Source organism: Rhodoglobus vestalii (assembly GCF_006788895.1).
Classification (GTDB): domain Bacteria; phylum Actinomycetota; class Actinomycetes; order Actinomycetales; family Microbacteriaceae; genus Rhodoglobus; species Rhodoglobus vestalii.
This window is the reverse complement of record NZ_VFRA01000001.1, coordinates 455,614-467,876: the sequence shown is the minus strand read 5'-3', so window position 1 is coordinate 467,876 and position 12,263 is coordinate 455,614. Positions and strand designations below refer to the sequence as shown.

Annotated in this window: 11 protein-coding genes; 8 read left to right on the top strand and 3 right to left on the bottom strand. The window is 58.1% G+C overall.

The genetic code is table 11. The annotated features are described in order from the left end of the window. Position 1: 1 nt before the first annotated feature. The gene (locus tag FB472_RS02290) at positions 2-427 is read right to left on the bottom strand and encodes an OsmC family peroxiredoxin (RefSeq protein WP_141989482.1); all 426 of its coding nucleotides are present in this window, start codon (positions 425-427) and stop codon (positions 2-4) included. 96 nt (positions 428-523) lie between these two features. Between FB472_RS02290 and FB472_RS02285 the strand changes: the two genes are divergently transcribed. From FB472_RS02285 to FB472_RS02255, 7 genes are all read left to right on the top strand, one after another. Beyond that, a complete protein-coding gene (locus FB472_RS02285) occupies positions 524-1,333 on the top strand; it encodes a thymidylate synthase (RefSeq protein ID WP_141989481.1) in 810 nt (269 codons plus the stop codon). Further along, positions 1,330-1,890, top strand: a complete 561-nt coding sequence (locus FB472_RS02280) for a dihydrofolate reductase (RefSeq protein ID WP_141989480.1) — start codon at positions 1,330-1,332, stop codon at positions 1,888-1,890. The genes FB472_RS02285 and FB472_RS02280 overlap by 4 nt, the downstream gene beginning before the upstream one ends. A 9-nt stretch (positions 1,891-1,899) precedes the next feature. Continuing rightward, the gene (gene dapA / locus FB472_RS02275) at positions 1,900-2,874 is read left to right on the top strand and encodes a 4-hydroxy-tetrahydrodipicolinate synthase (protein ID WP_141989479.1); all 975 of its coding nucleotides are present in this window, start codon (positions 1,900-1,902) and stop codon (positions 2,872-2,874) included. A 94-nt stretch (positions 2,875-2,968) separates the two neighbouring features. Next, positions 2,969-4,645 (top strand): ribonuclease J, encoded by a 1,677-nt coding sequence (locus FB472_RS02270; RefSeq protein ID WP_141989478.1) that lies wholly within the window; start codon positions 2,969-2,971, stop codon positions 4,643-4,645. A gap of 65 nt (positions 4,646-4,710) precedes the next feature. Continuing rightward, the gene (locus FB472_RS02265; protein WP_141989477.1) at positions 4,711-7,449 is read left to right on the top strand and encodes an FtsK/SpoIIIE family DNA translocase; all 2,739 of its coding nucleotides are present in this window, start codon (positions 4,711-4,713) and stop codon (positions 7,447-7,449) included. A gap of 4 nt (positions 7,450-7,453) precedes the next feature. After that, positions 7,454-8,110 carry a CDP-diacylglycerol--glycerol-3-phosphate 3-phosphatidyltransferase gene (gene pgsA, locus FB472_RS02260; RefSeq protein WP_141989476.1) on the top strand — a complete coding sequence of 219 codons (657 nt, stop codon included), beginning with the start codon at positions 7,454-7,456 and terminating at the stop codon, positions 8,108-8,110. 10 nt (positions 8,111-8,120) lie between these two features. Then, positions 8,121-8,618, top strand: a complete 498-nt coding sequence (locus FB472_RS02255; protein ID WP_141989475.1) for a CinA family protein — start codon at positions 8,121-8,123, stop codon at positions 8,616-8,618. A 30-nt stretch (positions 8,619-8,648) separates the two neighbouring features. Here the strand turns inward: FB472_RS02255 and FB472_RS02250 are convergent, their stop codons facing one another. Beyond that, positions 8,649-9,371 (bottom strand): response regulator, encoded by a 723-nt coding sequence (locus FB472_RS02250; protein ID WP_141989474.1) that lies wholly within the window; start codon positions 9,369-9,371, stop codon positions 8,649-8,651. Beyond that, the gene (locus FB472_RS02245; RefSeq protein WP_141989473.1) at positions 9,368-10,993 is read right to left on the bottom strand and encodes an ATP-binding protein; all 1,626 of its coding nucleotides are present in this window, start codon (positions 10,991-10,993) and stop codon (positions 9,368-9,370) included. The genes FB472_RS02250 and FB472_RS02245 overlap by 4 nt, the downstream gene beginning before the upstream one ends. Before the next feature lie 238 nt (positions 10,994-11,231). Between FB472_RS02245 and FB472_RS02240 the strand changes: the two genes are divergently transcribed. Further along, entirely contained in the window at positions 11,232-12,263 is a 1,032-nt protein-coding gene (locus tag FB472_RS02240; RefSeq protein ID WP_141989472.1) for a Bug family tripartite tricarboxylate transporter substrate binding protein, read from the top strand.

The window sequence follows — 12,263 nt, the reverse complement described above, 5'->3', positions numbered from 1 at the left end:
GCTACGCGAGACTCGCTTCGAGTGTGACGGGGATGCCGGTGAGCGCGCGTGACACCGGGCAGCCTTCCTTGGCTTCCTGAGCAAGTCGTTGAAAGTCTTCGTCGCTGAGACCAGCTACTTTGGCGCTCACGAGAAGGTGGCTTCCGGTAATTCCCTCGGCGGGGTCAAAAGTGACTGCCGCCGTTACCTGAAGGCTTTCCGCCGGGGTTCCGTTGCTGGCGAGTCCATTCGAGAACGCCATGGCAAAACACGAGGAATGTGCTGCCCCGAGCAGCTCTTCCGGATTGGTCGTCGACTCTTGACCCTCTGACCGTGCGGCCCACGTAACGGGAAACTCTGCGGCTTCAGAAGAATCAAGCGACAGCGTTCCTTTACCGCTGAACAGGTCACCAAACCAGAGTGTTGTTGCTTCGCTTGTAACAGGCATAGCTGTTCCTTTCGTCGTTCTCAACACTATGCGGTTGCTGGGCGACGCGCATAGGAAACCCGTGTGAAGTCGCTCACAGCAAGTACTATTGACTCGATGGCTTCCACGATCGCAACCCCCTACGAAGACCTGTTGCGCGACACTCTCGCGAACGGCGTCCATAAGAGTGATCGCACGGGCACCGGCACTCGCAGCGTGTTCGGTCGTCAGCTGCGTTTCGACCTCGCCGAGGGATTCCCCCTCATCACGACTAAGCGTGTGCATTTCAAGTCGATTGCCTACGAACTGCTGTGGTTCTTGCGCGGCGAAAGCAATGTCTCGTGGTTGCGCGATAACGGTGTCACGATCTGGAATGAGTGGGCAGACGAAGCGGGAGAACTGGGCCCGGTTTACGGTGTGCAGTGGCGTTCCTGGCCCACCCCCTCTGGCGAACAAATTGACCAAGTCTCTGAGGTCATCCAGCAGATAAGGACCACCCCCGACTCGCGTCGACTGATTGTCACAGCATGGAACCCGGCCGACATCCCGAAGATGGCGCTCGCGCCCTGCCATGCGTTCTTCCAGTTCTATGTCGCAGATGGCAAACTCTCCTGCCAGCTCTATCAGCGCAGCGCCGATCTCTTTCTTGGAGTCCCCTTCAACATCGCGAGCTATGCGCTGCTCACCCACCTCGTTGCCGAGCAAACCGGCCTTGAGGTAGGAGACTTCGTGTGGACCGGCGGCGACTGCCACATCTACGACAACCACCTCGAGCAAGTAAGCGAGCAGCTCACGCGTGAACCCTTTGCTTCGCCACGCCTCGCGATCAACTCGCAGCCCAATGACGTGTTTGGCTACGCATTCGAAGATTTCGAGATAATCGGCTACGAACACCACCCGGCGATCAAAGCACCGGTTGCCGTGTGAGCGTTATCGTTGGCCTGATCTGGGCGCAATCTGAGGGCGGAATCATCGGCAGCGAAGGTGCAATGCCGTGGCACCTGCCCGAAGACCTCGCACATTTCACAGCTCTCACCCTCGACAGCTCCGTCATCATGGGGCGAAAAACGTGGGAGTCCCTCCCGCAACGCTTTCGGCCACTACCCGGCCGCCGCAATATCGTGGTCACTCGTCAGACTGAATGGTGCGACAACGGGGCCGAAGTTGTCCACAGCATCGAGGAGGCAATTGAGCTGGCGTCATCATCCATCACGCCGACATCCACCACCTCGACACTCTCGACCTCAGATGCTCACGTCTGGGTGATTGGCGGAGCACAAATCTACTCGCAGGCCCTCAACTACGCTCAGCGCCTTGAGATCACAGAGATTCGTGAGAGTTTCGAGGGGGATACCCGTGCGCCTGTGCGCGGTGACCAATGGATGCTCGCAGTCAGAGAGCCCGTTGCGGGTTGGCACACCTCAGCCACGGGTCTTCACTACCGTTTTCTTCGGTACGAGGTCTGCGACCCCAACCAGCGGTAGCCTAGGGGGGTGTCTACAGTGAATCCTTTCGGTCAAGTTCTCGTCGCGCTCATCACACCTTTCACTTCGGAGGGTGAGGTCAGCTGGGCCGATGTCGAAAAGCATATCGACGATGTCATCAGTGCCGGTGCCGACGGCATCGTCGTTACGGGCACCACAGGTGAGACCAGCACGCTTACTGACCCCGAGAAGATTAAGCTCGTAGAGGTCGCTAAGTCGGTTTCGGCTGGACGCGCCAAGGTCATCACCGGCGGTGGCTCCAACGAGACCGCTCACGCGATTGAGCTGTATCGGGCCAGTGAAAAGGCGGGTGCTGACGGCGTGATGATTGTCACTCCGTATTACAACAAACCGACACAGGCCGGGGTTCTGACCCACTTCCGCATGATTGCGGATGCCACAGATCTGCCGGTCATCCTCTATGACATTCCCGGTCGCACCGGTGTACCGATTCGGTACGAAACTATCCTTCGTGCGGCGAAGCATCCCAACATTCTTGCGGTCAAAGATGCGAAGGGCGATTTCAGTGAGGTCAGCCGTGTTCTCAATCAGACCGACCTCATGTACTTTTCGGGTGATGACGCCAATATTTTACCGCACCTTTCGATTGGTGCCACGGGGCTCATTGGTGTCACTGCCAATATTGCGCCCGCGCCGTACCGCGTGATCGTCGATGCGGTCAACGCTGGTGACTTGGCGACAGCAACGGCCGCGCACCAGGCCCTCGAGCCCCTTGTCCGCGCCGCGATGACCCACGTTCCTGGCACTGTTGCCGCTAAGTACATCCTTCACGGTCTCGGTCGCATTTCGAGCCCGCGCGTTCGTTTGCCTCTCGTCGGACCTGAAGAGGCAGAGGCCGCACAAATTGAGGACGAGTTGGCGTTGGTCGCCGGTATTGATGGTCTTGATTTCAGGAATTTTCGTCCTGATCGCAATGCGGCAGCGGGCGGCGCTCTGCCGAAGATCGCGGGAGCGACGCGCTAGCGCGCGCTACGAGGGGTAGGCTCTCGCATGGGCGCGGCCCACATTTTTTGCACAGGGGCTGACGGCCTCACACTTCTATCTGCAAGGTAATTGAATGCCAGTTTCTCTCTTTGATCCTCCTGCCCTCGAAGCGGGAACTCTCCGCGTCACACCGATTGGTGGCCTCGGCGAAATCGGCCGCAACATGACCACATTTGAGATTGACGGCAAGTTGTTGATCGTTGACTGTGGCGTTCTTTTCCCTGAGGAACACCAGCCCGGCGTCGACCTCATTTTGCCTGATTTCAGTTCCATTCGTGATCGGCTCGATGACGTTCTTGGCATTGTTTTGACGCACGGTCATGAGGACCACATTGGCGCGGTGCCATATCTCTTGCGTCTGCGGCAAGACATTCCGCTGATCGGTTCCACTCTCACTCTCGCCCTCATTGAGGCGAAGTTGAAAGAGCACCGCATCAAGCCGTACACGCTGAATGTCACCGAGGGCCAAAAAGAAAAAATCGGTCCCTTCGGTCTTGAGTTCGTCGCGGTGAATCACTCGATTCCGGATGCCCTTGCTGTCGCCATCACGACGAGCGCTGGAGTTGTTCTCCACACGGGTGACTTCAAGATGGATCAGCTTCCGCTCGATGACCGCATCACCGACCTTCGCGCCTTCGCCCGTCTGGGTGAGGCCGGTGTCGACCTATTCCTTTCTGACTCGACAAACGCGGATGTTCCGGGATTTACTCCCAACGAACGCGACATCGGGCCGGTCCTAGAGGGCGTTATTGCCAAAGCTCCGCGTCGCGTGATTGTCGCAAGCTTCTCAAGCCATGTGCATCGCGTGCAGCAGGTTTTGGATGCCGCCGTCGCCAACAATCGCAAGGTTGTTCTCATGGGCCGTTCTATGGTGCGCAACATGGGCATCGCGGCTGATCTTGGATTCCTCAAGGTGCCTGACGGGGTTCTGTTGGACGCCAAGAAGGCGGTCAACTATCCGGACAACCAGCTCGTCTACATGTCTACGGGCAGCCAGGGCGAACCGATGGCGGTTTTGGCGCGCATGGCCAACATGGAGCACCAGATTGAGGTGGGTAAGGGCGACACGGTTATTCTCGCGTCGAGCCTTATCCCGGGCAACGAGAATGCTGTGTATCGCGTGATCAATGGCCTCACCAAGTTGGGGGCCAATGTCGTGCACAAGGCCAATGCCAAGGTGCATGTTTCGGGTCACGCTGCGGCGGGGGAGTTGCTCTACTGCTACAACATCTTGCGCCCCAAGAATGTGCTTCCGGTGCACGGTGAGTACCGTCATTTGGTGGCGAATGCGAACCTCGCGATTCAGTCAGGCGTGCCGGCCGAGAACACGATCGTCGCTGAAGACGGAACGGTGATCGACCTCAAGGATGGTCTCGCTTCGGTTGTAGGGCAGCTTGATGTCGGATTCGTCTATGTGGATGGTTCGAGCGTTGGTGAGATCACGGATGCTGACCTCAAGGATCGTCGCATTCTGGCGGAAGAGGGTTTCATATCCATTTTCATTGCGGTGGATGCTCAGACGGGCAAGGTCATCGTTGGGCCGGAGATTCAGTCTCGTGGTTTTGCTGAAGACGAGAACGTTTTCGATGCCGTGAAGCCTCAGGTTGTGAAGGCGCTCAAGGATGCCGCCGAGAATGGCACTCGTGATACTCACGCTTTCGCGCAGGTCGTTCGTCGCACGGTCGGCCGCTGGGTTAACACTCAGCATCGCCGTCGTCCGATGATTGTTCCTGTCGTCATCGAGGTCTAGTTTCCCCCAGCCGAGGTTGAGTGTCGCTGCGGCCCTCTGACGGAGGCCACAGGTAGCTTTGAAGCATGGCTACGCGTACATCGTCGACCTCGCGCTCGGGTGCGTCGAAACCTCGCGCCAGAAATGCTTCGAACAAGACTCAGGCAACGAAACGACTGCCGCGGGGGAAGCAGGCTCCGGTTGAACCAGAGGGCCCGCTTACGAAGCTGTGGATGGCGCTCGCACACGTCGTTGGCGGAGCTTTCCGGGTGTTTGGTCGCGAGGAGCTCACGAAAGATGAACGACGGGATGGCGTGCCGTTCCTATTCGTCGTACTAGCAATTGTTGGTGCCGTCGTTGAGTGGTTCAATCCCCTTGATTCAGTTGCGGTAGCGCTCGATGCGTACACGTTTGGTGGGCTTGTTGGTCGCGTCGCGTTCGCTCTTCCCGTGATCTTGCTGTTGTTGGCGGCGTGGATGTTCCGGCATCCGTCGAGCGTTCACGACAACGGCCGCATCGGTATTGGCCTCAGTATTCTCATTGTCACGGTCGCGGCCCTGTGCCATGTCTTTGGCGGGCAACCGCATCCCTCCGAGGGGGCAGAAACCATCGCTCGTGCTGGGGGAGTGTTCGGTTGGCTGTTGGCCAATCCGCTTATCTGGCTTGGTACCCCGCTGCTTGCGGTGCCGGTGATTGTGTTGCTGATGGTTCTTTCCCTGTTTATCATCACCAAAACTCCGCCCAACCGACTCCCGTCGCGCCTGCGCGAGCTCTACGCGTATCTTTTTGGTGCACAGCTGCAGAGCGATGAGGAGCGCGCTGCGGCTAAGGCTCAAGCGAGCGCGAACAAGAATGATTCGGTTCAGTTTGGGTCGCTCACTGATATCGGTCTCGGCGACGATAACGACACATCTTCGCTCCCATGGTGGCGGCGAAACAAGTCCCAGAACAGTGAGGACAAAGCGTTCGACAGCCCGGTGATCTTGCGCGATCAGGCAACCGAGGTTGTAGATCCGACGCCACCGCCGGCGGCCAAAGATCTGACCAAGAAAGACGACCAATTCGGGGTCGAACTGCTCGAAGATCTCCTTAAGGCTGAACAAGCGGTCAAAAATTACACCACCGGCGAAGTGGATGCTCCCGCCACCGGTATGCGAGACGACGGCCCCGGTGTGCTGCCCGGATTCACGACCAAGGCCAGCGAGAAGGGTTCCGCCGGCGAATTCGACGGACCGCATGAGACCAGTCTGCACGCCTCGAAGGCGGTTTATCGACTGCCTGAAGCGACCATGCTGTCTGCGGGAACCCCGCCCAAGTCTCGGTCCGCGGCCAATGATGAGGTCGTTGCGGCGATCACTGAAGTCCTTAAGCAGTTCAGTGTTGATGCCACCGTCACCGGGTTTAGCCGTGGCCCCTCAGTCACCCGCTACGAATTAGAGCTCGGCCCCAGTGTCAAAGTCGAGCGTGTAACCGCGCTGGCTCGCAACATCAGCTATGCGGTAGCCAGCAATGAGGTGAATATCCTCTCGCCCATCCCTGGCAAGAGTGCCATTGGCGTCGAGATTCCGAACAAGGATCGGGAGATCGTATCCCTCGGCGATGTGCTGCGTTCAAGCGCCAGCACCAAGAGCGAGCATCCGATGACGATCGGTCTCGGAAAAGATGTCGAGGGTGGATTTGTTGTGGCGAACCTCGCCAAGATGCCCCATCTTTTGGTTGCCGGTTCCACCGGTTCGGGCAAGTCTAGCTTCGTGAACTCAATGATCACGTCGGTGCTGATGCGGGCCAAGCCCGCTGAGGTTCGCATGGTGCTCATCGACCCCAAGCGTGTCGAACTCTCGATCTACGCGGGAGTTCCCCACCTCATCACGCCCATCATCACGAACCCCAAGAAGGCAGCCGAAGCTCTCGCCTGGGTCGTGAAGGAGATGGATATGAGGTACGACGACCTCGCGAGCTTCGGCTACCGCCACATTGACGACTTCAATCGCGCCGTTGTCGCTGACGAGATCAAGCTACCCGGGGGTAGCCAGCGCACACTCAAGCCTTACCCCTACTTGCTCGTCGTCGTTGATGAGCTGGCTGACCTCATGATGGTCGCCCCCCGAGATGTCGAAGACTCGATTGTTCGCATCACCCAGTTGGCTCGCGCGTCTGGAATCCATTTGGTGCTGGCGACCCAGCGGCCGAGCGTTGATGTCGTTACCGGCCTGATTAAGGCCAACGTGCCCTCGCGATTAGCTTTTGCCGTCTCGAGCATGACTGACTCGCGCGTGATTCTGGATCAGCCCGGTGCCGACAAGTTGATCGGTCAGGGTGACGCGCTGTTCCTGCCGATGGGTGCCTCGAAAGCGATCCGTGTGCAGGGCGCCTGGGTTCCAGAAAGTGAAGTCGCCGAGATTGTGCAGCACGTGATCGCCCAAGCTCAGCCCGAATACCGCAACGATGTCGCAGTCGTCGCCGAGAAGAAGAATATTGACGCTGACATCGGCGACGACCTTGAGGTGCTGCTCGCGGCAGCCGAGCTTATTGTCAGCACCCAGTTCGGATCGACGTCAATGTTGCAGCGTAAGCTTCGCGTGGGCTTCGCCAAGGCCGGCCGTCTGATGGATCTCTTGGAGTCGCGCGAGATAGTGGGCCCATCAGAAGGTTCGAAAGCACGCGATGTGCTGGTCACTGCCGAGCAGCTTCCCGCAGTACTCGCACGACTCCGTGGCGAGGATGCCCCCGAACCGGTCGACGCTGTGGAGGCATCACTCAGCGGATACGATGAAGTAGAAGGCGGCTCAGATGATGACGCCTGGAATTTGACCGATCGGGAGTGATCGCGTGGGCGAAAAACCAGTTTCAGAGTCCATGCCGCCCAAACGAGTCAGTTCGCTGCGCGGGCGCGTAGTCAGTGCCGGCGATACTCCCGCCTCGAACGCGAATATCGCGAATATCATTACGGTCATACGAATCTTTCTTGCGCCGCTGTTCGTCTGGCTGTTGCTGCTCGATGACGGCGAGATGGGTCTCATCCGCTACTTGGCAGCGGGGTTGTTTATTTTTGCGATTGTGACTGACAGTGTTGATGGTCACTTGGCTCGCGACCGCAATCTCATCACCAATGTTGGGATCATTCTCGATCCGATCGCCGACAAGTTACTCATTGGCGGAGCGCTGGTAACGCTGTCGATTCTGGACGAATTGCCGTGGTGGGTCACGGTGCTCATTCTCGTGCGCGAGTTTGGTATTACTGCGTTCCGGTTTGCCGTGCTGTCTAAGCGGGTCATCCCTGCTTCTCGTGGTGGCAAGCTGAAGACAGTCGTGCAGGCCGTTGCTATCTCTCTGTTTTTGGTTCCGTTGTTCACCGTTGTTGGCTCGTCGGTCGTGTGGCTTAACTGGTCGGTCATGGCGGTTGCTGTTGTGCTGACGGTGTTTACGGGGCTCGACTATCTGTGGCAGGCGTGGCGCCACAACCGAAAAACCAACCCGGGAGCGTGAGACTGCACCCGTGATTAAGGAAGAACTCGCCACGAAGATCGTGACAATTCTCACTGAACAACGACAAACGATTGCTCTGGCTGAGTCATTAACGGGGGGGCTGCTGTGCGCATCTCTTGTGGCGGTTCCGGGCGCCTCAGTGGTGCTTAACGGCGCAGTGGTGGCATACAACGCGGCGATCAAACGCCAGGTCTTGGGTGTCGATGCGAGTTTGCTCGCGATTCATGGCACCGTGCATCCGGATGTCGCAGCCCACATGGCCACGGGCGCGCGTGACGTGCTCGGGATCGGGCAGCAGCAGGCAACCTACGGTTTGGCCACGACGGGGGTTGCCGGTCCTGAATCCCACGAGGGTAAAATTCCGGGCACAGTGTTCATCGGCTTTGCTGCGAACAACTTTGTCGAGACTCGCAACTTCGAGTTCGTGGGGGATCGCGATGCGGTGCGACAGCAGGCGGTTCAGGCGGCGCTGGAGTGTCTTCATGACCACCTAGTCGCCGAATCCTAGTTTATCTTCGTGGTCGCTAGTTGCGTTGACTCAGGTCCGCGCCGCAGCACTAGGCCGGTGAGGTCGCTGCCGCATTCGGTAGCGATTCTCGGGTCGGCCCGTGCTTCCGTATCGTGGCTCCACAGCGGCGACCTGTGTGCGCACGAGATGCTCAAGATAGCGTCTCGCCCCTACGCGTGACATCCCAATTTCTAGGGCCACTTCGCTCGCTGAGAGGTTGTGAGCTGCCCCGGCGAGCGTGTGGGTCACGATTGCGAGAGTCGCCCTTGAAAGTCCTTTGGGGGGAAGCTCACGAGGCGCACTGATGCCGGCGAGAAGAGTGTCGACGGTGTGCTGGTCAAGTGGCTCGCCGCGATCAGCATCGCCAAGTTGCGTGAGCTGGCTGGCTACTTCGTTGAGGCGAGAGTGTAAAGCGCTCGCAGTGAAGGGTTTTACTAGGTAGTGGCGCACGCCCTCGGCGCGGGCATGGCGCACGCTTGAGATATCTCGGGCGGCGGTGACGGCAACAAACTCGATATGGCGGCTGTGTTCGCGCCTGACTTGGCTGAGTACGTCAAGACCGGAGATGTCGGGGAGGTAGACGTCAAGGAGTACAACGTCGGGCCTGAGCAACTGGATGTGCTGAAGTGCCTGAGTGCCGGTGTGTGCTTCTCCGACCACCGAGAATGCTGGATGCGAGTCAACAAACTGGTGGTGAATCTTGGCGACAGCAAAGTCATCGTCGACAATGAGCGCGCGAATTGGTGCGTTCATCGGCGCATTTTCGGTGAGTTCGTTTTTTCGGGAACGGGAGAGGGGCTGCGCGGGAACTGCACAATAACCTCGGCGCCGGAAGCGACGCCAGCTACGAACTGGGCATCTCCTCCGTGTCGTCGAGCAATCCTTCTGACGAGGGTCAGACCGATTCCACGGGTTGCCAGTTGGCGGCCGTGCGGCGGTGCTTTGGAGGAATAGCCAGGCGTAAACACTGTCTCGTGCAGTTCACTTGCCACACCCGGCCCGGTATCGATGATTCGCACCAAGAGCTCTGCTGCGCTCTCAATAATTGTGATCCGAATGGATGCTCCTGAGCCGCACGCCTCGATCGCGTTGTCAACGAGATTGCCTATGACAGTGAGCAGATCATCTCTGAGAAGTTCTGCTTCAGCATCGCCAGTGAGTGGTGCCAATAGAGATTTCTCATCAACGCTTACGGCGATTCCGTGTTCGAGCGCGCGACTTTGTTTCACCAGCAGCAGGGCGGCAATCTCGAGATCCCTGATACCTGTTCCCGCTGCGGCGCTTGAAAGGGTTCCGCCATCGCCTACTCGCTCGATGAAAGCGACAGCTTCCGCAGAATATCCAAGCTCGAGTAGTCCGCTTATGACATGAAGTTTGTTGGCAAATCCATGAGCCTGTGATCGAAGAACATCGGCGAAGCTGTTTGCGCCATCAAGATCTCGCATGAGTGCGTGTAGCTCGGTGTTGTCGCGCAAGATGAAGACCGCGCCGAGACTGCGTTCGTCAATTTGGGCTTTGTCGCAGTGTACGAGAAGCACTCGTTCGCCGCACAGCACGAGTCTCGGTTGTGAATTGTCGCCGTCGAGCATCCGGATGAGTTCGGCATTGAGGACCTCTTCAGCGGGGCGTCCGATGTTGTCAGCGTCAGTGAGGTCGAGCAGCTGCTCTCCTGCATCATTGATGAGCGCGACTCGGCCACGCTCATCAAAGGCAACTACTCCCTCGCGTATGCCGTGCAGCATGGCCTCACGTGCTTCGAGCAGCCCTACAATTTCATCCGGCTCGAGACCATAAATCCTGCGGCGGATGAGGGAAGAAATCCACGCTGCACCGACGACTCCGATTGTCGCCGCAATGCCAATCGTGAGGAACAGGAGCCTGGCGTATCCGAAATAGTCGCTGCGGAGTTCGGCTTCGAGAATTCCCACTGAAACAACACCAACGACCACGTCGTCATCGTTGACAATGGGCACTTTGACTCTCCACGATTCTCCGAGAGTTCCAGTCTGTGTTCCGACGTAAATATCTCCCGCCAGTGCAATCGAGGGGTCTGTTGACACGGGTTTGCCGATACGTTCGGGATTGGGATGTGAGTAGCGAATCCCGGTGTCATCGGTGACCACGACGTACGTCACGTCGGACGCCTCGCGCACTACTTCAGCAATTGGCTGGATAGTGGTGCTTGGTGAGTGATCGTCGAGAGCACCGATGATCGCAGGAAGGGTTGCAACAGACTGCGCAACGGCGATCATCCGGTCACGGTAGGAGTCGCGGAGTTGTTGTTCCTGAAGCCAGCTCGCCATGATTCCGGTGCCAATCACAGCGAACAGCACGATTGCGAGCTGGAGCAGCAGCAATTGTGTGCGGAGCTTCATTGACCGGGCCACATTCCATAGTGTGACGCAATTTGGGCGCTCTTATCGACACTTATCGTCAATGACCCATGTTCAGAATGACCAAAACAACCGCTACTTCCGGATCGCGACGCGCGCCGGGTCGTGACCATAGCCTGTGACCCACACACGCACCACTTCATCGGGGTACTCGTCGTCCTTGCTGCTACCCGCCCGGCAGAGCGGCAACGAATGCTCCAAATTGGCTCAAGGAGGAGCAATGAAAAAAGTCACACAGGCACGGCAGAATTTGCGCAGACGAGGCACGTTTGGCGCAGTCGCGTCGATGGCCGCACTCGCACTCGTCGGGTGCACTGCAGGTGCGCCCGATGCTGGGGGAGACGGTGAGCTAGGCATGCAATCGGTGAACATCATCGTGCCGGCTGACCCCGGCGGAGGCTGGGACCAAACGGGTCGAGCGATCGCCGAAGTTGCTACCGAAGAAGGACTCGTCACGTCTGCGCCGGTGAAAAATATTGGAGGTGCTGGAGGAACAATCGGGCTGGCATCACTCGCGACCGAAAGCGACCCCGTCACGTTGATGCTGACAGGCTTCGTAATGGTTGGCGCAGTTGAAACCAACAGTTCTGAAGTTCGGCTTGAACAAACAACGCCGATTGCTCGACTGACCGAAGAAGCGGGTGTCATTGTCGTGCCCGCGAGTTCGCCATACCAATCGCTGAGCGATCTGGTCGATGACATGATCAAGAACGGTAAGAGCGTATCGATCACCGGCGGTTCGGCAGGTGGAGTCGACCACATCCTTGCCGCACAGCTCTTGAAAGAGGCGGGTCAAAGCGCGTCCCAAATCAACGAGAAGCTGAACTACATTCCTAACGCTGGCGGCGGTGAAGCGGTCACCCTGCTGTTAGGAAACAAGGTTTCTGCAGGTATTTCTGGTATCAGCGAATTTGCGGAGCAGGTTAAGGCCGGCGAGCTGCGGGCACTTGCTGTGTCAAGCGCGGAGCCCAGTGAGCTCTTGCCCGACGTTCCCACCATCATCGATTCTGGCTACGACCTTGTAATCACCAACTGGCGCGGCGTTATTGCGCCAGGGGGAATCTCTGGAGAAGATCGTCAAAAGTTGATCGATTTCATCACCGAGGTCACGTCAAGTGATTCCTGGAAGCAGACGCTTGAGACTAAGGGTTGGGCAGATGCATTTCTCGCGGGGGATGAATTCGACAGCTACCTCGGCGAGAACATCACGGACGTTACTGCCGTGCTGAAAGATATTGGACTTGTCGGCTAG